The sequence below is a fragment of the uncultured Collinsella sp. genome, assembly GCF_959026545.1.
Taxonomy (GTDB): Bacteria; Actinomycetota; Coriobacteriia; order Coriobacteriales; family Coriobacteriaceae; genus Collinsella.
Map to the genome: position 1 here is coordinate 76,338 of NZ_CAUFLV010000002.1, position 23,679 is coordinate 100,016.

22 protein-coding genes and 2 tRNA genes are annotated in these 23,679 nt (G+C 62.6%); 22 read left to right on the forward strand and 2 right to left on the reverse strand.

Features of this window, described 5'->3' with window-relative positions:
• The first annotated feature begins 188 nt into the window (after positions 1-188).
• The 18 genes from Q5Q88_RS01525 (at position 189) to lysS (ending at position 17,480) form a co-directional block, all read left to right on the forward strand.
• On the forward strand, positions 189-1,403 hold the full coding sequence (locus Q5Q88_RS01525; RefSeq protein WP_118654332.1) for an iron-containing alcohol dehydrogenase: 1,215 nt from the start codon (positions 189-191) through the stop codon (positions 1,401-1,403).
• 700 nt (positions 1,404-2,103) lie between these two features.
• Complete coding sequence (locus tag Q5Q88_RS01530; RefSeq protein ID WP_302741379.1) at positions 2,104-3,057, forward strand: hypothetical protein; 954 nt, start codon at positions 2,104-2,106, stop codon at positions 3,055-3,057.
• A 456-nt stretch (positions 3,058-3,513) separates the two neighbouring features.
• Positions 3,514-4,581 carry an N-acetyl-gamma-glutamyl-phosphate reductase gene (gene argC / locus Q5Q88_RS01535; protein ID WP_294158139.1) on the forward strand — a complete coding sequence of 356 codons (1,068 nt, stop codon included), beginning with the start codon at positions 3,514-3,516 and terminating at the stop codon, positions 4,579-4,581.
• 26 nt (positions 4,582-4,607) lie between these two features.
• Complete coding sequence (gene argJ / locus Q5Q88_RS01540; RefSeq protein ID WP_302741382.1) at positions 4,608-5,897, forward strand: bifunctional glutamate N-acetyltransferase/amino-acid acetyltransferase ArgJ; 1,290 nt, start codon at positions 4,608-4,610, stop codon at positions 5,895-5,897.
• A gap of 9 nt (positions 5,898-5,906) precedes the next feature.
• Positions 5,907-6,905: an acetylglutamate kinase gene (gene argB / locus Q5Q88_RS01545; protein ID WP_118654328.1), complete on the forward strand. Its 999-nt coding sequence runs from the start codon at positions 5,907-5,909 to the stop codon at positions 6,903-6,905.
• An 18-nt stretch (positions 6,906-6,923) separates the two neighbouring features.
• Positions 6,924-8,207 (forward strand): aminotransferase class III-fold pyridoxal phosphate-dependent enzyme, encoded by a 1,284-nt coding sequence (locus Q5Q88_RS01550; RefSeq protein WP_118654327.1) that lies wholly within the window; start codon positions 6,924-6,926, stop codon positions 8,205-8,207.
• Positions 8,208-8,230: 23 nt separating this feature from the next.
• Positions 8,231-8,306 (forward strand) — tRNA-Val (locus Q5Q88_RS01555).
• Between the two features lie 274 nt (positions 8,307-8,580).
• Positions 8,581-9,504: an HAD family hydrolase gene (locus tag Q5Q88_RS01560; RefSeq protein WP_118654326.1), complete on the forward strand. Its 924-nt coding sequence runs from the start codon at positions 8,581-8,583 to the stop codon at positions 9,502-9,504.
• 92 nt (positions 9,505-9,596) lie between these two features.
• Entirely contained in the window at positions 9,597-10,475 is an 879-nt protein-coding gene (gene murI / locus Q5Q88_RS01565; protein WP_294122419.1) for a glutamate racemase, read from the forward strand.
• A gap of 172 nt (positions 10,476-10,647) precedes the next feature.
• On the forward strand, positions 10,648-11,382 hold the full coding sequence (gene rph / locus Q5Q88_RS01570; protein ID WP_118654324.1) for a ribonuclease PH: 735 nt from the start codon (positions 10,648-10,650) through the stop codon (positions 11,380-11,382).
• Positions 11,383-11,476: 94 nt separating this feature from the next.
• On the forward strand, positions 11,477-12,142 hold the full coding sequence (rdgB, locus tag Q5Q88_RS01575) for an RdgB/HAM1 family non-canonical purine NTP pyrophosphatase (protein WP_118654323.1): 666 nt from the start codon (positions 11,477-11,479) through the stop codon (positions 12,140-12,142).
• A gap of 1 nt (position 12,143) precedes the next feature.
• Positions 12,144-12,590 carry a D-aminoacyl-tRNA deacylase gene (gene dtd, locus Q5Q88_RS01580; RefSeq protein ID WP_118654322.1) on the forward strand — a complete coding sequence of 149 codons (447 nt, stop codon included), beginning with the start codon at positions 12,144-12,146 and terminating at the stop codon, positions 12,588-12,590.
• Positions 12,591-12,848: 258 nt separating this feature from the next.
• Positions 12,849-13,145 carry a Veg family protein gene (locus tag Q5Q88_RS01585; RefSeq protein WP_118654321.1) on the forward strand — a complete coding sequence of 99 codons (297 nt, stop codon included), beginning with the start codon at positions 12,849-12,851 and terminating at the stop codon, positions 13,143-13,145.
• Positions 13,146-14,129, forward strand: coding sequence for a 4-(cytidine 5'-diphospho)-2-C-methyl-D-erythritol kinase (gene ispE / locus Q5Q88_RS01590; RefSeq protein WP_302741388.1), 984 nt, complete (start codon positions 13,146-13,148; stop codon positions 14,127-14,129).
• A gap of 36 nt (positions 14,130-14,165) precedes the next feature.
• Positions 14,166-14,242: transfer RNA gene (locus Q5Q88_RS01595), tRNA-Pro, on the forward strand.
• A 257-nt stretch (positions 14,243-14,499) separates the two neighbouring features.
• Positions 14,500-14,751: a twin-arginine translocase TatA/TatE family subunit gene (locus tag Q5Q88_RS01600; RefSeq protein WP_118654320.1), complete on the forward strand. Its 252-nt coding sequence runs from the start codon at positions 14,500-14,502 to the stop codon at positions 14,749-14,751.
• A 97-nt stretch (positions 14,752-14,848) separates the two neighbouring features.
• Positions 14,849-15,319 carry a transcription elongation factor GreA gene (gene greA, locus Q5Q88_RS01605; RefSeq protein WP_118654319.1) on the forward strand — a complete coding sequence of 157 codons (471 nt, stop codon included), beginning with the start codon at positions 14,849-14,851 and terminating at the stop codon, positions 15,317-15,319.
• Between the two features lie 175 nt (positions 15,320-15,494).
• Entirely contained in the window at positions 15,495-17,480 is a 1,986-nt protein-coding gene (gene lysS, locus Q5Q88_RS01610) for a lysine--tRNA ligase (protein ID WP_294158096.1), read from the forward strand.
• Between the two features lie 256 nt (positions 17,481-17,736).
• Here lysS and Q5Q88_RS01615 read toward each other — a convergent pair whose 3' ends face one another.
• Complete coding sequence (locus Q5Q88_RS01615; protein ID WP_118654317.1) at positions 17,737-18,213, reverse strand: PIN domain-containing protein; 477 nt, start codon at positions 18,211-18,213, stop codon at positions 17,737-17,739.
• A complete protein-coding gene (locus Q5Q88_RS01620) occupies positions 18,183-18,551 on the reverse strand; it encodes a hypothetical protein (RefSeq protein WP_302741393.1) in 369 nt (122 codons plus the stop codon). Before Q5Q88_RS01620 ends, Q5Q88_RS01615 begins: the two co-directional genes overlap by 31 nt.
• 191 nt (positions 18,552-18,742) lie before the next feature.
• Between Q5Q88_RS01620 and Q5Q88_RS01625 the strand changes: the two genes are divergently transcribed.
• From Q5Q88_RS01625 to Q5Q88_RS01640, 4 genes are all read left to right on the forward strand, one after another.
• Complete coding sequence (locus Q5Q88_RS01625) at positions 18,743-20,680, forward strand: ATP-binding cassette domain-containing protein (RefSeq protein ID WP_118654315.1); 1,938 nt, start codon at positions 18,743-18,745, stop codon at positions 20,678-20,680.
• Entirely contained in the window at positions 20,677-21,093 is a 417-nt protein-coding gene (locus Q5Q88_RS01630; RefSeq protein ID WP_118654314.1) for a PadR family transcriptional regulator, read from the forward strand. The genes Q5Q88_RS01625 and Q5Q88_RS01630 overlap by 4 nt, the downstream gene beginning before the upstream one ends.
• Positions 21,086-21,931 (forward strand): hypothetical protein, encoded by an 846-nt coding sequence (locus Q5Q88_RS01635; protein WP_118654313.1) that lies wholly within the window; start codon positions 21,086-21,088, stop codon positions 21,929-21,931. The genes Q5Q88_RS01630 and Q5Q88_RS01635 overlap by 8 nt, the downstream gene beginning before the upstream one ends.
• A gap of 290 nt (positions 21,932-22,221) precedes the next feature.
• A complete protein-coding gene (locus Q5Q88_RS01640) occupies positions 22,222-23,679 on the forward strand; it encodes an aminoacyl-histidine dipeptidase (protein ID WP_302741398.1) in 1,458 nt (485 codons plus the stop codon).

A 23,679-nucleotide genomic window follows, 5' to 3' on the forward strand; every position in this document is an offset into this window, starting at 1 on the left:
GATGTGAGCGTCTGTGATTGAACGATTTACCACGCTCTCGTTAGGCACTCGGGAATCCGCGGGGGGCGCCCCCTCGGGCACCTGTTTGGGCCCGAGCGGTGAAACCGGTCGATCTGCGGGCATAGTCCATGTGGGGCTAACGGTGCCCCGCGCAAACGCGGTTGATTCCGCGAAATGGGAGGTAAGTAATGGGACGTTTCACCAATCCTCGCGACCTGTATTTTGGTGAGGGTGCTCGCCACGAGGTCAAGAACCTCAAGGGCTCCAAAGCCATGATCGTGACTGGCGGCGGCTCCATGCGCCGTGGCGGCTTTTTGCAGGACGTCGAGGCGGACCTTAAGGAGGCCGGTTTCGAGGTCGAGATCTTCGAGGGCGTCGAGTCCGACCCGTCCGTCGAGACGGTCATGAAGGGCGCCAAGGCCATGGAGGCCTTCCAGCCCGACTGGATTATCGGCATCGGCGGCGGTTCCCCGATCGACGCCGCCAAGGCCATGTGGCTGTTCTACGAGTACCCGGAGGAGACCTTCGAGCAGGCCGTCGTGCCCTTCTCCTTCCCCGAGCTCCGCACCAAGGCCAAGTTCTGCGCCATCGCCTCCACCTCCGGCACCGCGACCGAGGTCACCGCGTTCTCCGTCATCACCGACTACGAGAAGGGCATCAAGTACCCGCTGGCCGACTTCAACATCACGCCCGATGTCGCCATCGTCGACCCCGAGCTCACCTACACCATGCCGGCCAAGCTCTGTGCCCACACCGGCATGGACGCGCTGACCCATGCCATCGAGGCCTACGTCTCCACCGCCGGCTCCATGTACACCGACGGCAACGCGCTGCACGCCATCCGCGAGATCGTCGAGTGGCTGCCCAAGTCCTACCAGGGCGACCATGAGGCCCGCGCCCACATGCACGACGCCCAGTGCATCGCCGGCATCGCCTTCTCCTCCGGCCTGCTTGGCATCGTCCACTCCATGGCCCACAAGACCGGCGCCGCATTCTCCGGGGACCACATCATCCACGGTTGCGCCAACGCCATGTACCTCGGCAAGGTCATCCAGTTCAACGCGAAGGACGAGCGCGCCAAGAGCCGCTACGCCTTCATCGCCAAGGACATCCTGCATCTCGAGGGTGAGACCGAGGACGAGCTCGTGGAGGCCCTTGTCCAGAAGATCCGCGACCTCAACGACGCTCTCGACATTCCGCAGGGTATCAAGAACTACGGCCAGTACGGCGTGAAGGCCGATGAGTCCATCATCGACTACGATGAGTTCGAGGCTAAGAAGTCCGAGGTTGCCGCCAACGCCATCCTCGATGCCTGCACCGGTTCCAACCCGCGTATCCCCACGCAGGAGGAGATGGAGCAGCTGCTCGAGTGCGTCTACACGGATACCCCGGTCACGTTCTAGTCTCCCTTGGCGTGCGCGCTGCGTGATTCGCGGCGTGCACGTGCGATGTCATCGCACACATGAGCCGCCCTGGGCAGTTTTGAACTGTCCCAGGGCGGTTTTTTTGATGCTTGTTCTTACGATCGCCCGATTTCCGCGCTTGCGTCCCGGCCGATGCCGCTGTTGGTCGGCCCCCGGCCTCCTTCACTCGACGACGCGAAGAAACGTGGGTTTGAAACGAGTGCATTATTTCAAACCATTGATTTCTCACATAAACGGCCTTGGTAATGTGATTTATCACGGGTTTGAAATGAACGCGCTCATTTCAAACCCGTGTTTCCTCACAATCCAGCAGGACGAGCGGGCGGCCAAGGAGGGTTTGATCGATTTGTCAAGCCCCGAATAGGTCGTACGGCCATATTGGGGGTACAGACGGTCGAAAGAACTTTCAATGTGACGCAAGTCGAGCTCTGATGATGCGATTTCGACCTTTGACCCGACCGTTGGCCGATGAATTGCCACCGCCCATGGATAAAAATGCATCGGCTGTGGCACTGAGCTGGGTGTCAGATAATCCCCAACCACGTGCAAGACTCATTCCGTCGTCTCATTGATACCGTAGAGGTTCCGAGGTGTGCGGATGACGGGACGACATATGGGGGACGCAAAACAGCGAGTTTTGGATAAGTTCGACCGGTGTGACCGGCAGGGACTGTGGCTGATGCCGGAGTGCCACGCAGAAGAGGCCTTGCTGCATCGGCTTCGCGCGGCAGGCGAAGTGACCTGCCCCTGTCGAGGCATCTTCGCACGGACCGCGGCGTATGGGTCTGCCCCGCCGCGCGTGCGTTCCTACAAGCTCGTCCGCACTTTGGGCAAAACGCACCCGGAATGGATATTCTGCCTGTATTCCGCTGCGATGGTGCACGGATTGCAGGTTCCGAACCGGCTGCTCGACAAGGCGCACGTGGTGTCGGCGCTCCCAAACAGCCCTGCAAGTCCAATCGCGCGCCACACGTGGGCGCTACGCGATGGCGACGTCGTCAAGGTTATGGGAGTGCAGGTGACGTCCCTTCGGAGGACTCTTATCGATTGCCTCTGCGCGGCGCCGTTTAAAGAGGGTCTGGCGATTGTCGACTCCGCATTGCATTGGGGGATGACAAGTGAGGAAGAGCTGAGTCAGTGGCTGGCGGAGGATGGCTTCCGTAAACGGGGTGTTCGCCAGGCACGCGAGACGCTGTTGTGGGCGGATGGGAGAAGTGAGAACGGAGGAGAGTCCATCGCGCGCGCCGCGATGATCGAGCTCGGTTTCCAGCCGCCTGAATTGCAGGTGGAAATAATCGACCCCATGGAACCGGACAACCCGAAGTACGGTGACTTTGGCTGGTGCTTGAGCAACGGCCACTGGATCATCGGCGAGCTGGACGGGCTGGAGAAGTACCGGGCGAGAGCGGCGAATGCCGGCGATATCGATGCGGTGATTCATGCCATGGCGAAGGAGCGCCGTCGGGAGGCGCATATCAACATGGCCAATGCAACGGTGATTCGGTTCTCCATGGAGGAGGTCTACAACGTCGAGTACTTCGAGAACCTGTTGACGACGGCGGGCGTTCCTCGACGGGATTACGTCGACCGGGCGTCACGACAAGGTGCTGCGCGCGGCGGGACATCGCGCTGATATGGCGAATTGAAACAGCGGGGACGATTTCAAACCCATGATTTTTCACATTTTGAGGCTTGGTAATGTGATTTACCAACGGTTTGAAATTGTGGCGTCATTTCAAACCGTTGATTTCTCACAGAAAGCAGCTTGATAATGTGATTTATCAGGGGTTTGAAATCGGGACCCTCGTTTCGGAGCTCGCGTTTCGAAGCGCGCGTGTCGGCTTTGTTACGAATGTATAAAAGTGAATGAATCAATCAGAAATGATAATATTTACTGTCAAACTTTCGCAATATTGCAAATGTTTTGATGGGCAATGCATATGGAAGCGACGAACGGCCTCGGGTCGGACAACGGTCCCGGAAGCGGCAGCGGACCAGGGCTCGGCAACGGCCCCGGGAGCGACGCACGGCCCCGGGTCCGGCGGGCGGAGCTGCATCGCAGCGTATACATGGCAGAAGGGCGGAACACATGGCGTATCAGGTAGGAGTCGTTGGCGCAGCGGGGTACGCCGGGGCGGAGCTCGTCCGCTTGCTCCTCGCACACCCGGATTTCGAGCTCAAGGCGATAACGTCCAACGCCGATGCCGGTGTGCGGCTCGCGGACATCTACCCCGCGTTTACGGGAGAGACGGACCTCGTGTTCACCAGCCATGACGATCCCGCGCTGATGGCCCTCGATGCGGTGTTCCTTGCCGTCCCGCATACCGCAGCCATGGGGATGGCGCCCAGCCTCTTGGCGCACGGCGTCTCGGTGTTCGACTTGTCCGCGGATTACCGGCTGGCGAGCGCGGAGGTCTACGAGGAATGGTATGGGGTCCCGCACGCCTCGCCCGAACTGCTCGCAGGGCGCGCATTCGGGCTTCCGGAGCTGTTCGCCAAAGATCTCGCCGATGCCCGTGCCAGTTTGGAGACGGGGGAGCCAGCCCTGGTGGCATGCGCGGGGTGCTATCCCACGGCCACGTCGCTGGCGGCTGCTCCGGCGTTGCGCATGGGCTGGTGCCGCGAGGATACGATTGTGGTGGTGGATGCCGTCTCTGGCGTGACGGGCGCGGGAAAGGGCTGCAACGCCCGCACGCATTATTGTTCGGCCGATGAAAATGTCGAGGCATATGGTGTGTGCAAACACCGTCACACGCCGGAGATCGAGCAGATCTTGCAGGCGAAAGACCGTGTGGTGTTCACGCCGCACCTCGCGCCGCTCAAACGCGGACTGCTGTCCACCGTGACGCTGAGGCTCACGCAGGAGGCGGCAGCTATGGATGTTGAGGAGGCCGTCGAGGCGTACCGCTCGTTTTACGAGGATGCGCCCCTTGTCACCGTGCTCGATGCGGGCGCCATGCCGCGAACTGCCTCAGTGGCGGGCACGTGCCGGTGCCAGATCGGCCTCGCCGTGGACCCGCGCACGGGAGTGCTGGTGGCAACGGGAGCCATCGACAACTTGTGCAAGGGGGCTGCCGGTCAAGCTGTGCAGTGCGCCAATATCGTCTTTGGGCTCGAGGAGCGACGAGGTTTGCCGCTTGTCGCCATGCCAGTCTAGCCAAAACGAGTCCTAAGGGATGCATTATGAACACGACCTTCAACACGACCTCGACATCTTCCGCCGTATCGTTGCGCCCCATCGCTCGGGGCGGCGTGACGAGTGCGCAGGGCTTCACCGCCGCCGGCGTCCATGCCGGTTTTCGAAAGAACCCGGGCCGCGCCGACCTCGCGCTCGTGGTCGCCGACCGCCCCGTTGCCGCAGCCGGCGTCTTTACCACCAACCGGTTCTGCGCAGCCCCCGTGCAGGTGAGCCGCGAGCAGCTCGGCGGAATCGAGCGCGGATATGGCACGATGCGCGCTGTGGTCATCAACTCCGGTAACGCCAACGCTGCGACGGGGGAGCCCGGTCTCGCCATCGCACGGGAGACCTGTGGCGTCGTCGCGGATGCCCTAGGTTGCAAGGCAGGTGAGGTGCTTGTCGCCTCGACGGGGGTCATCGGTGTCCCCCTCGATATCGAGCCCTTCGAGCAAGGGGTCCCGCAAGCGGCGGCGGCGCTTTCGCGCGAGGGCGCCCATGATGCGGCCCGCGCGATCATGACGACTGATACGCATGCCAAGGAGTACGCGGTTGCGTACGAGAGCACGGCGCCGGGTTTTGAGGGCTGCGCGTTCACTGTGGGCGGTATGTGCAAGGGCTCGGGCATGATCATGCCGAACATGGCGACCATGATCGCCGTCATCACCACCGACGCCCCCGTTCAGCCCGCCGCCCTGCACGAGATCTTGCTCTCGCAGGTGCGTGTGACATTCAACAAGGTGACCGTCGATTCGGACAGCTCCACCAACGACACGTGTGTGATATTCGCCTCGGGTGACGCGGCACCGGGCGTTGCGCTCATCGAGCAGGGGACGCCGGCCTACGCCGAGCTGTGCCAAGCGGTCCATGCCGTGTGCGAGAACCTTGCCCGTGCAATCGCCGCGGACGGCGAGGGTGCCTCGAAGCTCGTGACCGTGAACGTTCACGGTGCCGCTACCAAAGCCGATGCCGATACCGCCGCCCGTTCCGTTGCCAATTCGCCGCTGGTCAAGACTGCGATCGCCGGTCACGATTGCAACTGGGGGCGCATTGCGGCGGCCCTTGGCAAATGCGGGGTGCCGTTCGATCAGAGCCGGGTCGACATCGACATCATGGGGATGCCCGTGTGTCGTGCCGGCCTCACCGTGCCCTTCGATGAGGCCGAGGCCCTGCGACGATTCGAGGAGCCCGAGATCGTCATCGAGGCCAACCTGGGCGCGGGCACGTGCTCCACGACGGTGTGGACCTGCGACCTCACGCACGAATACGTGTCCATCAACGCCGATTACCGTTCCTAGGAGCAAGTCATGAAATACGCACGCGACAGCAGGACCTCGCTTTCAAGCGAGGAGACCGCGCAGCTGCTCTTCGAGGCGCTGCCTTGGATGAAGAACCTGACGGGCAAGACGGTCGTCATCAAGTACGGCGGCGCCGCGATGGTGGACGAGCGCCTGCGTGCCGATGTGATGAGCGACATCGTGCTGCTCAAGATCATGGGGATGAAGCCGGTCATCGTCCACGGCGGTGGTAAGGATATCAACGCCGCGCTCAAGCGGCACGAGATCCCCGTGGAGTTCCGCGGCGGCCAGCGCGTTACGAGCAATGAGGCGATGGAGCTCGTGCGCGAGGTGCTCGTGGGAAAGGTAAACGGACAGCTCGTGTCGGCGGTCAACCAGCACGGCAATCTTGCCGTGGGCGTGTCGGGCTCCGATGCGGGAACGATTGTGGCCGAGCAGCTCGCGCCCGAGTTGGGCCGTGTGGGGCGCATTGTCCGCATCAACGGCGGCTACCTTAACAACCTGGTCGAGAACGACTACATTCCCGTCGTCGCGACCGTGGGCGTTGGCGAGGACGGCGGTTTTTACAACATCAACGCCGATGTCGCCGCAGGGCACATAGCCGCTGCGCTTGGCGCCCACAAGGTGATCTTCCTCACGGACGTCGACGGCCTGTACGAGGACTTTTCCGATAAGTCCTCCCTCATATCGAACCTCACGGTCGACGAGACGCGCGCCATGTTGAAGGACGGTGCGATCGACGCGGGCATGATCCCCAAGCTCGAGAGCTGCATCGCCGCCCTCGCCGGCGGCGTGCTGCGCGCCCACATCATCAACGGGACCATGCCGCATTCGCTGCTGCTGGAGCTGCTCACCGACGCGGGCATCGGCACGGTGATTCACGCGTCCCGCAATGCCTACGAATACGACCGCCATCCCGATCCGTCGGCGTATGACGCCGAGGCCTGCGCGCCGTCTTCGCCAGCACCGCTTGACGCGTTTTCCGCGCGCTTGACCGAGAACAGCTAAACGAGAAAGGGGAGGCGTATGTCGCTTGCGGCTCAACAGACGCTCGAGTCTTCATATGTAATGCACACCTTCGGCAGGTCGGAGGTAGAGTTCGTCGGCGGTCACGGCATGACGCTCGTCGACGACGCGGGACGCGAGTACCTTGATTTTCTCGCGGGAATCGGCGTGTGCTGCCTGGGTCATGGGCACCCGGCGGTTTCGCGTGCCGTGGGGGAGCAGGCGGATCGGCTGGCGCACGTGTCGAACTACTTCTATATCGAGCATCGAGGCGAGGTGGCGGCGCTCATCTCCAAGCTTGCCAACGGCGATGTGGAGGGTGCGCGGGCATTGGCTCATGCCATGGATGCAGGTGATGAGGAGGCGGTGCGCGCCGCGTCTGCCCCGGCGGAGGGCGAGCAGGTGTGGAAGACATTCTTTGCGAACTCGGGTGCGGAGGCAAATGAGGGTTCGATGAAGCTCGCTCGCCTGTACGCCAAGCGTGTCGGCAACGGCGGTAACACGATCGTGTGCCTGCGCGGCGGTTTTCACGGGCGCACGCTCGAGACCATCGCGGCGACCATGCAAGATTGGCTGCAGGATAGCTTCCGGCCGTTGCCGGGCGGCTTTGCGGCGTGCACGCCGAACGACGTTGATGAGCTGAGGGCCATCTTCGATGCCCTGGGCGATGAGATCTGCGCCGTCATGCTCGAACCCATCCAGGGGGAGAGCGGCGTGCATCCGCTCACGCGCGAGTTCATGGAGGCAGCGCGCGACGTGGCGCATGAGCATGGAGCGCTGCTCATTGCCGATGAGGTCCAGACGGGCATCTTCCGCTCCGGCAAACCGTTTGCGTTCCAGGTTCTCGGGGTAGAGCCCGACATCATGAGCCTGGCAAAGGGTATCGCCGGCGGCGTTCCGGCGGGGGCGTGTGTGGCCAAGAAGGAGATTGCCGACGTGTTCCGTCCCGGCGACCACGGGTCGACGTTCGGCGGGAGCTGCTTGGCAGTTGCGGCGGCGGCAGCCGTGCTTTGCGAACTCACGCTCGGCGCATATGACGACCGCGCCGCCGAGGTGGGAGCCTATTTTGCGGAGCGTCTTGGCAGCTTGGATGCGGTTCGCGAGGTGCGTGGCATCGGCCTCATGGTGGGCTGCGATATCGCCGAGGATGTGGGAGATGCCCATGATGTGGTGGCGGCGATGCTCGCGGAGGGCTTCGTGATCAACGCTACGGGCCCGCATACGCTGCGGTTCCTACCCCCGCTCATCTGCGGTACTGCGGATATCGACCGGCTCATTTCCGCTCTCACTCGCGTTTTGGCCTAGTTGCCGCTATACTGTTCACCCACGGGCGATTGGCGCAACGGTTAGCGCAGGTGCTTTACACGCACAAGGCTGGGGGTTCGAATCCCTCATCGCCCACCATAGAACGTCAACGCGGGGGTCACGGCGCCCCCGCGTTTTCGTTTGAATTGCGTGGATTCGAACCCCGTTCGGGGTGCGGAGCTGAGGAAACGGCGCGAGCCGTTTTCCAGCGCAGCCCGCAAGGCGCGCGAGCGCCGCGGCGGGAGGAGGGCGGCGCCAGCCGCCCGGCGAATCCCTCATCGCCCACCCATGTTTTTGAACGCGGGGGCAGAGAGTGCCCTCGCATTTTTGTTTATGATGGTGAGGACGAACCTGCATCGCGAGAAAGGCTGCCATGAGCGACTTCGACCTCTCGAACTATCCCGTCCTGCCGTGCGAACCCACGGGTGGGCTGCACGACAAGCTCGCCCGCGTGAAATACGTCTTCACCGACCTCGACGCCACTATGCTGGCGCCTGGCTCCTGCGCCCTCTCGGACAACGACGGCAACCCGTCAACCACACTCGTCGAGGCCATCGTCGCCCTCAAGCGCGCCGGTATCGAGATCATCCCGTGTTCCGGCCGTGCCCGCGTGATGATGCACGAGGACTCCCGCATCCTCGGTTTCAACTCTTACATCGGCGAGATGGGCGGCCTGCTCATGCTCGACTTGAAGGCGAACCGGTGGGAGTACTTTACCGGCGACATGCCCTACGACCCCGATTGCGGCCTCACACCGCATCAGGTCATCGAGCGGGCAGGCGTGTGCCAGGGCATCATCGATCGCTGGCCGGGGCGCATCGAGTACCACAACGACATGGCCAACGGCATCAAGTACCGCGAGGTCACCGTCGGCATGCGCGGCGAGGTGCCGGACGATCAGGCACAGGCGATGATCGACGTCGCCGGGCTCGGTCTCGTGTGGGGCAACAACGGCTATCTCACCCACGTGTCCAAGCCCACCACCCTCGACCTCGGCGAGGACGGTCCCGGTCGCGCCTTCAACATCATGCCCGCCGGCCTCAACAAGGGCCGCGGCATCGAGCGCTTTTGCGAGCTGTGCGGCATCGACCGCTCCGAGACCCTCGCCATCGGCGATTCCGAGTCCGACTTCCTCGCCGCCCCCTACGTGGGGACCTTCGTGTGCGTGGAAAATGCGCTCAAGGACCCGGCTGCGCCCGCGCTCATCGAGGAGAACGACAACGTCTACATCACGCGCGGCAAAGTCGTCGAGGGTTGGATCGCGATGGCGAACGCCCTGCTGGCGGCTAAGGCGTAGAAAGACCACGCGGGATTGCCCCGTATCGCGCAGGCGAAATATCACACGGTGCCGCTCCGCACGGTGGGCACGGCAAGAGGGGAGAGCGTTTGATGCTCGATAGCGAACGACCGATCGGTGTATTCGATTCCGGTTTGGGTGGGCTCACGGTGGCACGTTGCATCGCCGAGGCGCTGCCGCATGAATCGATCTATTACGTGGGTGACACCAAGCGCTGCCCGTATGGCGTGCGTTCCGAGGAGGAGGTCCGCTCGTTCGTCCTCCAGGCGGGGCGCTGGCTGGCCGAGCGCGACATCAAGATCATGGTGATCGCCTGCAACACCGCGACGGCGGCGGGTCTGCGCATCGCACAGCAGATCCTGCCCGTACCCGTGATCGGCGTGATCGCGCCCGGAGCGCGCGCCGCCATCAATTCGACCCGCACCCGCAAGGTCGGCGTGCTCGCCACGCCGCTCACCGTGCGTACCGGTGCCTATACGCGCGCCATTCAGGACTTGGACGCGGGCGTCGACGTGTATGGCTGCCCCGCTCCCAGCTTCGTCGAGATGGTCGAGCGTGAGCTTGCCACCGGGGCCCACCTGCAGGAGCGCTGGCTCCAAGACGGCGACATCTTCGACACGCCGGAGAACCGCGTGGAAGTGGAGCGCACGTTGGCGCCGATTGTCGATGGCGGGGCCAAGGTGGATACCGTGGTCTTGGGCTGCACGCATTTCCCGCTGCTTGCAGGACCCATTCGTCATGCGCTCGGCCCGGGCGTGCGCGTTGTGTCCTCTGCGGAGGAGACCACGCGTGAGCTCGAGGACATCTTGCGTCGCCGCGACCAGCTGGCGCCGGAGCCCGTCCGTCCCGAGCATCGCTTTGCCACCACGTCCGACAACATTGCCGAGTTTGCCGCGGCCGGCAGCTTCATCTTCGGTCAACCGCTCAAGAGCATCGAGCATATCGCACTCGACGAGCTTCGCGGGCTGTAGGGACCGCTGCGGGGACCGCCCCGTGGGCAAGACCGAGGCGGGCCGCGAACGTTGAGTGCCGTTCGCCCGTCAGCCTGAAGTCGGCTGCCCGCGTTTGGTGAGACCCCAACCCATATACGACTCACAGGTACGTGTCGCGCCATGCGCGCTCAGATCGAAAGGAACGAAATCCATGGACCGCATGCTCATCGACCGCTCATACGGCCGCGCAGCAAACGAGATGCGCCCCGTCAATCTCACCCGCGACGTCATGAAGAACGCACTGGGCTCCTGCCTGGTTGAATTCGGCGATACGAAGGTGCTATGCGCCGCCACGATCGAGGAGGGCGTGCCCGGCTGGCGCAAGGCGAGCCGCCAGGGTTGGGTCACTGCGGAGTACGCCATGCTTCCCGCGTCCACCAATCGTCGTACTCGTCGCGAGACGAATAGCCGCAAGGGCCGCTCCATGGAGATCGAGCGCCTGATCGGCCGCAGCCTGCGCACCGTGGTGAACATGAAGGCCCTCGGGGAGTGCACCGTCACCGTGGACTGCGACGTTATTCAGGCCGATGGCGGTACGCGCACGGCCAGCGTCACCGGCGCCTGGGTCGCGCTCCACGACGCGCTCATGGCCTGGGTGGAGGCGGGGAAGATCTCCCGTCTACCCCTCACCGGCCAGGTCGCCGCCGTTTCCATGGGCCTCGTGGACGGCTGCGAGCTGCTCGACCTCGATTATTCCGAGGACAGCCATGCCGAGATCGACATGAACCTCGTCGCCACGGATTCCGGTCAGATCATCGAGATCCAGGGCACCGGAGAGCAGACGCCTTTCGACCGCGCGCGCCTCAACCGGCTGATCGACCTCGGGGAGCTCGGCATACGGGAGCTCATCGACCTGCAGAACGACGTGACGGCCTTCCGCGACTGAGGAATGCGGGGCGCCCAGGTTCCCACTCGACCCATCAGACGCCCGTCCGGGCGCACGTAAATCGACAGAGCACATGAGAGGACAGGAGGCGCACATGGCGCTGGATAAGATCGACATCGATACCCTCGACTCCGAGCGCACCATCGTGGTGGCGACGGGCAACGCCCACAAGCTCACGGAGATCGAGGCGATTCTGGGCGCGGTCCTGCCCGAGGTCCGCTTCGTCGCCCTGGGACAACTCGGGGACTTCGAGGACCCGGAGGAGAACGGGACGACCTTCGTGGAGAACGCCATCATCAAGGCCGAGGCCGCCGTCGCGGCGACGGGGCTCGCCGCTATCGCCGACGACTCCGGCCTCGTGGTCGATGCGCTCGACGGAGAACCTGGCGTCTATTCCGCCCGCTATGCCGGCGTTCACGGTGACGATGCCGCGAACAATGCCAAGCTCCTGAGGAATCTCGGTGATACGCCGGATGTGGAGCGCACCGCACGGTTCATGAGCGTCATCGCCCTCATCGAGCCCTCGGGTGCCGTCCTCACCGGCACGGGAGCCTGCGAGGGTACTATCGGCCATGAGGGCCGCGGTGACCACGGCTTCGGCTACGACCCGCTGTTCCTGCCGGACGACACGCCCGGCAAGACCATGGCCGAGCTCATGCCAGAGGAGAAGAACGCCATCAGCCATAGGTTCCACGCGTTGCAGGACCTCTCGCGCCAGCTCGTCGGCTCGGCGGGCGACGCCGCGGCGGAGGGCCGCTGACGTGCGCGCCGTCGTCCAGCGCGTGTCTCATGCCCGTGTGAGCATTGGCGGCGAGCTCGTGGGGTCCATACGCCGCGGGTACCTCATCTTGCTCGGCGTTGGTCATGCCGACACGCGTGAGACTGCCGAGAAGCTCTGGGGCAAGATCTTTGCCCTGCGCATCAACGATGACGCGGAAGGCAAGACCAACCTCGCCCTCGACGATGTAGCGGGCGAGGTTCTCGTCGTGTCGCAGTTCACGCTGTTCGCCAACTGCAAAAAGGGCCGCCGCCCGTCCTTCACCGAGGCCGCGCCCCCGGCGCAAGCAACGGAGCTCTACGAGTACTTCGTCAGTCTCGCCCGAGCCGATGTGCCGCACGTCGCGACAGGCCGCTTTGGAGCCAACATGCAGGTGGAACTCGTCAACGACGGCCCCTTCACCATCGTCCTCGACACCGACGAGCTGTAACTCGCAAGACGAATCGACACCCACCCCGGCACACCGATTGCCGGGATTGCCTATGCCCACCGGGAGATTGCCTATGGAAAACATCCTTTTCGCAAGTCCAAAGGGACGAACGTCATAGGCAATCTCCCCCGTGCCATAGGCAATGTTGTGCCCATGGCCGGCGTGACCTTGAGGGACACGCCGTCTCCCTGCTATACTTCCAGCGTTTGTATATTTTGGGTGCAATCTGTACTTTTGCGCCCCAACGGAGGCTATAGCATGGAAGAGCTGGAAGTTAACCACGTCGCGGAGATTCAGGATGCGCTTGCTGGAATGGTCGGCGACCGTGTGAAGGTTAAGGCCAACATGGGCCGAACCCGCGTTATCGAGCGCATGGGCGTCATCAAGGGCGTGCACCCTGCCGTGTTCATCATCGAGGTCGACGAGCGTCGTGGTCGCAAGTCCCGCCAGTCGTATCAGTACGTCGACGTGCTCACGGGTACGGTCGAGCTGTTCGACCCCGAGAGCGGCGAGCACATCTTCACCCCGCTTGGCACGCAGCTCGAGGAGCACTAGATGTCGGCGACCGGTCAAATGACGGGCACTGTGCCCAACCCGGCGTTCGACCCGTATCGCGCAACCGCTCGTGCGCAGGGCACCATAGCCCCGCAGGGCCGGTTCATGCTTATCACCGCGCCCGCCAAGATCAATCTGTACTTGGGGGTTCATGAGGGCACTGGCGAAGACGGCTACCACCGTGTCGATACGGTCATGACGACGCTCGACCTCACGGACACCTTGGCCATCGCGCCGTCCGATCGCCTCATGGTCAAGACGGTGCCCGAGGCCGATTTTCCGCAGGAGAGCAACACCGCCTACAAGGCCGCAGTCGCGATGGGCAAGGCGTTCGATCGCGAACCGAACTTCGCCATCCTCATTGACAAGCATATTCCCATCCGCGCAGGACTCGGTGGTCCGTCCACCGACGCCGCTGCGACTATCATGGGTATCTGCCGCTATTGGGGTGTTGACCCGCGTGATGGACGCATCGATGCCGTGGCTCGTTCCATCGGCGCCGATGTGCCGTTCTTCCTCTACGGGCCACCCGCCCACCTGGATGGACGCGGAGATCGCATGAGCGAGTTGTTCCGCCCGCTCACCGGCACTCCTGTGGCTCTGGTCAAACCCATGACGGGTGGCGTGTCCACGGTCGAGGCATACCGCCGATTCGACGAGGCCCCCGTTGCGTCCGGCCCGCTCGAGCCCATGCTCGAGGCGATGCGGTCCCACGACGAACAGGCCATCTTCGAGCATGTCTCGAACAACCTTGCACCGATCGCGCGCGAACTGTGCCCCCAGATCGGCGAGATCGTGGACTGGATGCGCGAGCAGCCCGACGTCCGCGCGGTCGATGTCTGCGGTTCCGGCGCGACCGTCTTTGCCGTGTGCAACACGCAGATGGCGGCCGAAAAGATTGGCATCGCGGCCATGAAGGAGCATGGTTGGTGGGCGCAAGCTGCGAAGATGGAAAAAACTGGACCAATTATCGCTGTGGGCTAGATTTTCATCCGAGGCTTTGATACTATAGCGAAGCTTCGGGTTGTGGCTCAGCTTGGTAGAGCACCGCGTTCGGGACGCGGGGGTCGCTGGTTCAAATCCAGTCAACCCGACCATCGATTTTTACAGGGTCGCCTTCGGGCGGCCCTGTTGCGTAAGGGGCTCTGCGAATGCTGGCATATGGCAAGAAGCGTGCAAGGCCCCATAGATTGTCTAGAAGCCGTTTACCGAGTCCTTACGAAGGGCCTCGATCGCCCGTGTAAAATAGGCGGATGTTGTGCAGAGCCATGGCGGCGGGTTATACTCATTCGAGCTGTAACGCGCACGGTGTTTCGCCGTTCACGCCAAACGGAAAGTTTCTGGGAGGAAATGTATGTTCCCTAAAGGTTTTGAGTGGGTTGTCATCCTGATCGTCGCCCTGCTGATCTTCGGTCCCAAGAACCTGCCTAAACTCGGCAAGTCCCTGGGCAAGACCGTCAAGAACATCCGTGAGGGCATGTCTGGCGAGGAGTCCACCACCGAGGACGCCGAAGTCGTCGAGGAGGACGACGAGGTCGCCCAGCTCGAGGCTCAGCTCGCCGAGGCCAAGGCCAAGAAGGAAGCCGCTGCCAAGGACGCCGAGTAACCCGCTCGCAAAAGGGTTGATCGCGGCCGGTTGACCCGCTTTGGGTTCACCGGTCGCTTTGCTGTTATTCTGCACAATAAGAAGAGGAGTTCGACGCATGGATGCAAGCCAGATCGTACTGACCGCCGAAGGCCGCAAGAAGCTCGAAGAGGAGCTCGCCTATCTCGAGGGTGAGAAGGCCAAGGAGATCGTCGAGCACATCAAAGAGGCCCGTGCGTTCGGCGACCTTTCCGAGAATGCCGAGTACGATGCGGCCAAGGAAGACCAGGCCCGCAACGCCGCCCGTATCGCCGAGATTCGCGCCACACTCGCCAACGCTCAGGACGCCGTCGCCGGCTCCAATGCGATCGTCTCCATTGGCAGCATCGTGACGCTGATTGACGGCGACGGCGAGGTCTCCGACTTCACCATCGTCGGTACCACCGAGACCAACGTGCTTGAGCACAAGATTTCCAACGAGTCTCCGGTCGGCCGTGCCATCATCGGTCATGCCGAGGGCGAGAGCGTTGAGGTCGTGCTTGCATCTGGCAAGAAGCGCGTTTTCACCATCGCCAAGATCACGCGCTAGGGTTCGCGCTCCGTATTTCCGGTAGAACCCTAGCGCTCGTTCCGCTCCCTGGCGCCTCATGGCGCTGGGGGGCGGTTTTCGTTTACGTTGCTTATGGCGGGGACGATGTCCGCGTCTCCCGTTGACCATCACTGTCCGACGGACCCGATTCCGTCGTATGAGAGGAGCTGTTCGCATGGCCGAGAACCTCGTTGCCACCGAGGCCGTCAACACGCTGAATGACGAGCGAGCCCGCCGTCTCGCCGACCGCGCCGCCCTGTACGCCGCCGGCAAGAACCCCTATCCCGAGCACTCCAGCGTGACCGACCACGCGGCCGATTTGCTCGAGCGCTACGAGGGGCTTGCCAATGAGGAGTTTGCTCCCGAGGTCGTCACCATTGGCGGCCGCGTGGTCGCCAAGCGCGGCCAGGGCAAGATCATGTTCATCGTCGTGCGCGACCCCTCCGCCGATATCCAGCTTTTCTGCCGCGTGAACGATGTGGAGGAGGAGTCCTGGGAGGTGCTGAAGGAGCTCGACCTCGGCGATATCGTCCAGGCGACCGGCCAGGTGACCCGCACCAAGCGCGGCGAGCTCTCCGTCGCCCCGCGCACGGCGCAGCTGCTCTCCAAGGCCGTGCGTCCGCTGCCCGAGAAGTTCCACGGTCTCTCCGACAAGGAAACCAGGTATCGCCAGCGTTATGTCGACCTCATCGTGAACGAGGGTGTGCGCGAGACCTTCCGCAAGCGCTCCGCCATCGTCTCCGCGTTCCGTCGCTACATGGAGGACAACGGCTACATGGAGGTCGAGACCCCCATCCTGCAGTCCATCCAAGGCGGCGCCACCGCCAAGCCGTTCATCACGCACTTCAACGCGCTCAACCAGGAGAACTACCTGCGTATTGCCACCGAGCTGCACCTCAAGCGCCTGCTCGTGGGCGGCTACGAGCGCGTGTTCGAGATCGGCCGCATCTTCCGCAACGAGGGCATGGACCTCACCCACAACCCTGAGTTCACCACCATGGAGGCCTACCGCGCCTACTCCGATCTCGAGGGCATGAAGGAGCTCGCCGAGGGCGTCATCAAGGCCGCCGCGCGCGCCATCGGCCTCGAGGGCATGATCGACTACCAGGGCCAGGCCATCGATTTGTTCTCCCCGTGGCCGTCTCGCCCCATGACCGACGTCGTGTCCGAGGTCCTCGGCCGCGAGGTCACCATCGACACTCCCGTCGAGGAGCTCCGTGCCGCCTGCGACGAACACGACATCGAGTACAAGCCCGAGTGGACCGCCGGTAAGCTCATCGCCGAGCTCTTCGACGAGCTGGGCGAGGCCATCCTCATCAACCCGACCTTCGTCGTGGATTACCCGGTCGAGGTGTCCCCGCTGGCCAAGCGCCACGAGGACGACCCGCGTCTCACGCACCGCTTCGAGCTGTTCATCGCCGCGCACGAGTACGCCAACGCGTTCTCCGAGCTCAACGACCCGGTCGATCAGGCCGAGCGCTTCGCCGCGCAGATGGAGGAGAAGGCCGGAGGCGACGATGAGGCCATGGAGTACGACGAGGATTACGTGCGCGCCCTCGAGTACGGTATGCCCCCGGCGGGCGGCATCGGCATCGGCATCGACCGCGTGGTCATGCTGCTTACCAACTCCACGTCCATCCGCGACGTCCTGCTGTTCCCGCACATGAAGCCCGAGAAGGGCTCCAAGTCCGGCGCCGCTGCCGCCAAGGCCGCCCAGATGGCCGAGGCCGCGGGCGCCGCGAGTCCGTTCCTCACACCCATGAAGCCCACGGTCGACTACTCCAAGGTGGTCGTCGAGCCGCTGTTCGAGGACTTCGTCGACTTCGACACCTTCGCCAAGAGCGACTTCCGCGCCGTGAAGGTCAAGGACTGCGTCGCCGTGCCCAAGTCCAAGAAGCTGCTGAACTTCACCCTGGACGACGGTACCGGCACCGACCGCACTATCCTGTCCGGCATCCACGACTACTACGAGCCGGAGGACCTGATCGGCAAGACGCTCATCGCCATCACCAACCTGCCCCCGCGCAAGATGATGGGCATCCCGAGCTGCGGCATGATCATCTCCGCTGTCCATGCCGAGGCAGAGGGCGACGAGACCCCCGAGCGCCTCAACGTGCTGATCGTGGATGACAGCATCCCCGCCGGCGCCAAGCTGTACTAGGCTTTCCCAGGCACCCGATCTTGCCGTTCAAGCGGGGGCGCGCCACCCTAAGGTGTACGCGCCCCCGCTTTCGCGTCAATATCGGGCACTTGGAAAACCCTAGCTTCGCACGGGGCACCCCGCCTTCGGGTTCAATCGTCGGGCGCCGCACGCAAGGTGTGCGCCCTCCTCTTTCGCACGAAATGGTGCAGTTGGGGACGTACCCCAACTGCACCATTTTGTGAAAGGCCGTTCGAGCTGCTCGAACGGCCTTTCGCTATGAAATGAGCTCCAGTGCTCGGTCGGGGGTGATGCATGCCTCGGGGAAGCGTTGCAGCAGCGGGGCATCGCGCGTGACGATGTAATCCGCTTGCGCGGATTCGCCCGATGCGAGAACCAGATTGTCCTCCAGGTCTCCGAACTTATCTCGCAGAGACCGCGCCATGGTGCATTCAAAAAGACCGAGGGGCGTTGGCGTGGCGAGCTCAAGGATGCGCTCGACGCATGCCCATGCGACGGGTTCGTATGATGGGCCCGCTTTGCCCTCACGCATATCCTGCTGTCGAAATCGCCTCGGCAGGATGTAGAACACGTCCTTTAGGGTGGTGGGGCAAACGAGCAGGGTCGTCTCGCTCAAGATGGCGGCCTCGAGCAAGCGCTCTGATGCGCCTGCGTCGACTTCGCTTCGCATGAAGTAGTCGATCCACACGTTGGTGTCGATTATCAGGCTGAGGTTTTTGCCGGATACACGCATCGGGCCTCCATCTCGCCGATCATGTCGTCGTACATCTCGTCGCGCAGCTGATGCCAGGTCTTTTCCCCTAACAGGTCGCCGGTGGGACCCGTGTAGCCGTGTTGTCGTGCGGCCCTGATTGCCAAGCCGGCGCCGTCATGGATGAGAGATAGCTTCCTTTGTCGGTCTGCGTCTATATCGCATGCCTCGGCCTCCTTCATAAACGGGGGCACATCCTGGTGGTCACATAGATATGTCCAAAGCGCCCGAACGGCCTGGCTGGGGCTATAGCCGCACTGGCTCAAGACCGCGTCGCCTCCGACTTTTATCGAGCGTGCTAGGCGTGTGTTCATTTGCATTGTCGCTTCCATGGCTCCTCCTGACGCTATACGTATAGCATAAGTGTATCAGGTAACGGACCATACGCTTCGCCGTCTGCCGAGCGGTGAACGGTTTCGCGCCCGCCATAAGCTACTTAGCGTTACTATGTAGCTACTACCTAGTAAGGCAAAGTAGCTTTGCGGAAGAGCGGCTCAAGGCGGTGGTGCACATGTTGCGTTACATGCAGGCATTGGTAAAAGTCATGGTGAAGAATCCTGTTTTGTGGTTGGTTATCCTGGTGTGCCAACTCATGTTGGCGGCTCCGTTTATCAAAGGCGACGACACGATGGGCTACTTCCTGGGAGCGGAGCAGCTCGATACCGCGTTGCGAGAGAGGCGCAAGAGCATTGAGGAAGGTGCGTACGACTCCGCTCCGCCCGAGTTCCGCGAGCAGATGAAAGAGGAACTGAGCCTCATGACGCGGGCGAGCCTGACCGATGATCCGGCGGAGTACGCCCGTCTACGCGCCCAACTTCTCGCGAGTGACCTCGAATCATTCAGGGCGGGCAATCTGATCGGCCCCACCGAGAAGAGTCTCGAGTCGGAATACCAGTTCTTCACCCTGCTCTCCCAGCAAGAAGACTCGCGCATATTCGAAACGTACCGCGAGGCTCCTGCGTTGTTCTATTTCGCTGCGGCATACAGCTCGCTTCCCCTGCTCATGTGGGTGTTGCCTTCGGTTGTGCTGGCGGTACTGCTCAACCGCTCGGTGAGTGGCAGATGCCTGCTCGCTCAAGCTCCCTTGGGGTGCTTTACCGCGATGGCGGGTCAGATCCTTGTGCTCTCGGTGCTCTCGGTAGGCGCAATCATCCTTATCGCCCTTCCCTCGTTCATTATCCCCATGCTCGTCAATGGTTTCGGCGAGGCGAGTTATCCAGTAGTGAATGTGTTGGGCGAGGCCCAGACAGCGGTGCGCGAATGGTCGGTGGGAGAAATTGTTCCCCGTGCCCTACTAATGCTGCTTCTAGCGGCCATGTTTTCCACGCTTCTCACTCATGCGATAGCCCGTGTCGTGCCGAGGCGAATCTTGTTTGTCGCCCCTGTGACGGTTTGCTTGCTCCTGGCTTGGCCGATGGTCGAGGCGTATATGGCGATGGGGTCGCTCCCCGGCGTCGAAAGCGTGAATAATGAATCTGCCATGCTCGAGGTAATCGCGCCATACAATCCGCTTTCATATTTGAACGACTTTATGGACGTGGCGGGTCGTGCGAACTATTGGCCCAATCAGGTTCAGCTGAACGACGAGCGCCTTACGCTTGGATTGGCGGCTGTCGTACTGTTGGGGTGGGCGTTCGTGGCCCTTGCAATTGCCTTTGGCGCTGTCGCTGTGCGAGGCCGGGCGCTTGCTCGCAAGGATGCCCACCGCCCCGCTTCGTCCGGTAGCGGCATGGTCGTCCAGGGAGTCTTGTTATCATACGGAACCCATGTGGTGATTGACAACGCCTCATGCGAGCTGCCCCCGGGCACGATCACGGGACTCATAGCGCCGAATGGCAAGGGCAAGACGACGTTGCTCGAGGCCATGGTGGCGTTGAGCGGGACGCGACGTGCGGGAAGCGTGCATGCCAACGGCATTGCATCGGCGCAAGCGGCGTTTCGCAGGCTGGTGCTGTACGTTCCCTGCGATGCAGGACTGCTGTACCCCAACCTTTCGGCGGCGGACCATATCAAGCTCGCCGCAGCACTGTGGCCCGATAAGGTGGACACGCGCAAGCTCATCGAGCTGTGCGGTCTTACGGGTTATCTCAACAAGCCCGTCCGCGCGTATTCCTCGGGCATGAAGCAGCAGTTGGCGCTTGCGGTGGCGTACTGTACGGGTGTTCGTTATCTGGTGCTTGACGAGCCCATGAACGCATTGGACCCTGGTAACGTGGCGCTCAATACGTACATCATGAAGCGCTTGGCGTTGCAGGGAATGAGCATCTTACTCTCATCGCATATTCTGTCCAACCTCGACGAACTCTGCGATACCATGCTGGCCATCAAAGACGGCTCGCTCATTCGTGCTGCACTCGATGCGGAGAGCGGGGGCGCGCGAGAGGTGTACGAGCGGTTGTTTGGAATGCCTCGCACATACGGGAGCGAAGGGAAGGATGGCACTCCATGACCTCATCGCAGATGTTGAAAGGCGTGCTCGAGGGGTGCGTGCTGGCGCTTGTCGGGCGAGGGGAGACCTACGGGTACGAGCTTGTGGGCACACTTGCATCGTGCGGGCTTTCGGGTATTGCCGAGGGCACTCTGTACCCGCTGCTCATGCGCCTGGAAAAGAAGGGCTTCATCTCCTCGACGTACCGCGAGTCCGAGATGGGCCCGCGTCGCAAGTACTACCGCATCACGCCCGAGGGCGCGGCGGAGATCGACGCGTTCGCCGAGGAGTTCGCGAAGCTGTCCGACGTGGTGGAGAGCGTACTGGGGGAGGAGCCCGGCAGCGCAGCTGGGAAAGCGCTCGGCAGCGTGTCCAGGCCAACATTCGAAATGAGCGAGAGTATCGAGGAGAAGGCGGGGAAGACCCATGCGTGAGACCATCATCACCCTGCGTGTGCGCAATGCAAAGCTCGAGTGCGCCTTGGCATCCAAGTCGGCGCAAAACGCGATTCGGCGCATCCGGACCGAGCTCACCCGCCGTGGCCTCACCACGGCTCAACGCGAGGGCATCTTGCACGACAATCTGCTCATGCTGGCGGAGTGCGAGTCCTCGGGCGGCGATCCAGTCGAAATGCTGCTGGGCACCGCCAGCGTGTCGTCCTTCGATGCGGCGATCAACGCGTTTTGTGACGGCGTCGCGCCCGAGTGTCCGCGGCTGCCTACGGCGCTCGTCGTCGTGAGGTTTTTCGCCCTGATGCTCGTAGCGCTTGCCGTGGTGCTCGCCGCGCACTTGGCGTACCGGGTTGGCAGCAAACCCCCGGGAGGCTGGCTGCCCTGGTACATGGTGAATCTGCGGACCTTCGACATGCTTATGTTCAACATGGAGGTCGTCCTGGTGGCGACAGTCTTTCTTATCGTGCAAATCGTCTCAGCACGTGCTCGCCGTAATCCATGGCCGCATGCGTTGCCTGCAGTTGCGGCACCTTTACTGCATGCATTGCTCATGTGGTATACGTCAGTAGTCGGCGTCATCACGCTGCCCGGAGGTGTCATCATCTTCAATCCTCTCGTATTGGATTCCATCGCTCCGATTGTCCAGGCGCAGGCTTCGATGCGAGCGATGTTACCGGGGGAATTTGGCTCAATTGTGTATACGAGTGACCAGCCGTGGATGAACGTCAACTACCTCATTTTATTTGCAGCGATTGCAATCGTGCTTGTCTTGAGCGCACTCGTTGTATACCTCATCGAGTCGCGCAATCCACGTACGTAGTCCGTTCATCGTGGCACATGCACGCCAAAGCGCGCTAAAGGGGCACGTCCCCCTTTGGCGCGCGGTCGTCCCATGCGGCTGTCGGAACATTGATACCGTCGATTTCTCACAGAAAACGGCCTAAAACTGTGAGGAATCAGGGGTTTCAACGTGCGCGAGGAGATTCCGCTGCCGCCGTCTAGCGACATCACGGAAGCGTCTGCGGGCGCGTGCTGGTTTGGCGCGTTGATCTTTGGGAATATACAAAACCGTATGTGAAGTATTCACTGACGTTGTTCCAAGGAGGCACCATGGACTACAAGATCACCGGTTACGAACCAGCCAAGCTATTCCATTACTTCGAGGAGATCAGCGCTATCCCGCGCGGCTCCGGCAATGAGAAGGGCATCAGCGATTACCTGGTGGCGTTCGCCAAAGACCGCGACCTATGGGTGTACCAGGACGACGTATATAACGTGATTATCAAGAAGCCCGCCTCCGCAGGCGCCGAGGACAAACCCGCCGTAATGCTGCAGGGCCACATCGATATGGTGTGCGACAAGCTCGGGTCCGTCGAGCACGATTTCGAGAAGGACGGCATCGACCTGGTTGTCAAAGACGGCATCCTTACTGCTAACGGCACCACGCTCGGTGCCGACAACGGTATCGCCGTCGCCCTCATGCTCACCGTGCTCGATGATGATGCGCTTGCCCATCCGGCACTTGAGTGCGTCTTTACCACCGATGAGGAGTCCGGCCTCGTGGGCGCCGAGACCCTCGACAAGTCCCAGATCGACGCTCGCATCATGATCAACCTCGACTCCGAGGAGGAGGGCGTTGCCACCGTGAGCTGCGCCGGCGGCGTCGTGGTCACCTACACCCGTCCCATCACGCGCGAGCACAAGTCCGGCAGCACCCTCACGCTCGAGATCTCCGGCCTGTTGGGCGGTCACTCCGGTGCTGATATCCACCTTGAGCGCGGCAACGGCAACCTCATCATGGCCCGCATCGTCGAGCGCCTCATGGCTGCCGGCGAACCCGCCCTCGTGAGCTTCAACGGCGGTACCAAGGACAACGCCATCAACCGCGAATGCAAGGCGGTCCTTGTCTACAAAGATCACGCCGCCGCCGAGGCGGGCGCCGAACTTGCCCGGAGCATCGCCGATGCCGTCTCCGCGGAGCTCGAGGTCTACGACCCCGGCTTCTCCTGCGCCCTCGCCATCGCCGACGACGCCGAGGTCGAGGCCATCAACGAGGACACGGCGCTCGCCTTCGTGCGCACCCTTCGCCTCGCGCCCAACGGCGTGATGCGCCGCAACCTCGCGGCGGGCGGTGCCGTGGACGTTTCTTCCAACATCGGCGTGGTCGCCACTTCCGACGACGAGGCCACGATTCTGCTGTCCCCGCGTTCCTCCATCACTTCCCTGCAGGAGGAGTTCAAGGACCGCCTGCAGACGCTCGCCGACGTTCTGGGCTTCGACGCCAAGTTCGAGTACGAGTATCCGGGCTGGAGCTATGCCGAGCACTCGCCCGTGCGCGACGTTTTCCTCGAGAACTACCGCACGTTGTTCGGCACCGAGCTGCGCATCGAGTCCATCCATGCCGGCCTTGAGTGCGGTCTGTTCGCCGAGGCCCTCGACGGGCTGGACGCCATTGCCGTGGGCCCAACCCTCAAGGACGTCCACACGCCCGACGAGAGCATGGAGCTCGCCTCCTCCGAGCGCTTCTACACGTTGCTCGTCGACGTGCTCAAGCGCCTCGCCGCGTAG

Excerpts from the sequence above, each read along its gene's own strand:
- Q5Q88_RS01525 (WP_118654332.1), top strand. The coding sequence starts at position 189 with ATGGGACGTTTCACCAATCCTCGCGACCTGTATTTTGGTGAGGGTGCT.
- Q5Q88_RS01530 (WP_302741379.1), top strand. The coding sequence starts at position 2,104 with ATGCCGGAGTGCCACGCAGAAGAGGCCTTGCTGCATCGGCTTCGCGCG.
- argC (WP_294158139.1), top strand. The coding sequence starts at position 3,514 with ATGGCGTATCAGGTAGGAGTCGTTGGCGCAGCGGGGTACGCCGGGGCG.
- argJ (WP_302741382.1), top strand. The coding sequence starts at position 4,608 with ATGAACACGACCTTCAACACGACCTCGACATCTTCCGCCGTATCGTTG.
- argB (WP_118654328.1), top strand. The coding sequence starts at position 5,907 with ATGAAATACGCACGCGACAGCAGGACCTCGCTTTCAAGCGAGGAGACC.
- Q5Q88_RS01550 (WP_118654327.1), top strand. The coding sequence starts at position 6,924 with ATGTCGCTTGCGGCTCAACAGACGCTCGAGTCTTCATATGTAATGCAC.
- Q5Q88_RS01560 (WP_118654326.1), top strand. The coding sequence starts at position 8,581 with ATGAGCGACTTCGACCTCTCGAACTATCCCGTCCTGCCGTGCGAACCC.
- murI (WP_294122419.1), top strand. The coding sequence starts at position 9,597 with ATGCTCGATAGCGAACGACCGATCGGTGTATTCGATTCCGGTTTGGGT.
- rph (WP_118654324.1), top strand. The coding sequence starts at position 10,648 with ATGGACCGCATGCTCATCGACCGCTCATACGGCCGCGCAGCAAACGAG.
- rdgB (WP_118654323.1), top strand. The coding sequence starts at position 11,477 with ATGGCGCTGGATAAGATCGACATCGATACCCTCGACTCCGAGCGCACC.
- Q5Q88_RS01585 (WP_118654321.1), top strand. The coding sequence starts at position 12,849 with ATGGAAGAGCTGGAAGTTAACCACGTCGCGGAGATTCAGGATGCGCTT.
- ispE (WP_302741388.1), top strand. The coding sequence starts at position 13,146 with ATGTCGGCGACCGGTCAAATGACGGGCACTGTGCCCAACCCGGCGTTC.
- Q5Q88_RS01600 (WP_118654320.1), top strand. The coding sequence starts at position 14,500 with ATGTTCCCTAAAGGTTTTGAGTGGGTTGTCATCCTGATCGTCGCCCTG.
- greA (WP_118654319.1), top strand. The coding sequence starts at position 14,849 with ATGGATGCAAGCCAGATCGTACTGACCGCCGAAGGCCGCAAGAAGCTC.
- lysS (WP_294158096.1), top strand. The coding sequence starts at position 15,495 with ATGGCCGAGAACCTCGTTGCCACCGAGGCCGTCAACACGCTGAATGAC.
- Q5Q88_RS01615 (WP_118654317.1), bottom strand. The coding sequence starts at position 18,213 with ATGCGTGTATCCGGCAAAAACCTCAGCCTGATAATCGACACCAACGTG.
- Q5Q88_RS01620 (WP_302741393.1), bottom strand. The coding sequence starts at position 18,551 with ATGCAAATGAACACACGCCTAGCACGCTCGATAAAAGTCGGAGGCGAC.
- Q5Q88_RS01625 (WP_118654315.1), top strand. The coding sequence starts at position 18,743 with ATGTTGCGTTACATGCAGGCATTGGTAAAAGTCATGGTGAAGAATCCT.
- Q5Q88_RS01630 (WP_118654314.1), top strand. The coding sequence starts at position 20,677 with ATGACCTCATCGCAGATGTTGAAAGGCGTGCTCGAGGGGTGCGTGCTG.
- Q5Q88_RS01635 (WP_118654313.1), top strand. The coding sequence starts at position 21,086 with ATGCGTGAGACCATCATCACCCTGCGTGTGCGCAATGCAAAGCTCGAG.
- Q5Q88_RS01640 (WP_302741398.1), top strand. The coding sequence starts at position 22,222 with ATGGACTACAAGATCACCGGTTACGAACCAGCCAAGCTATTCCATTAC.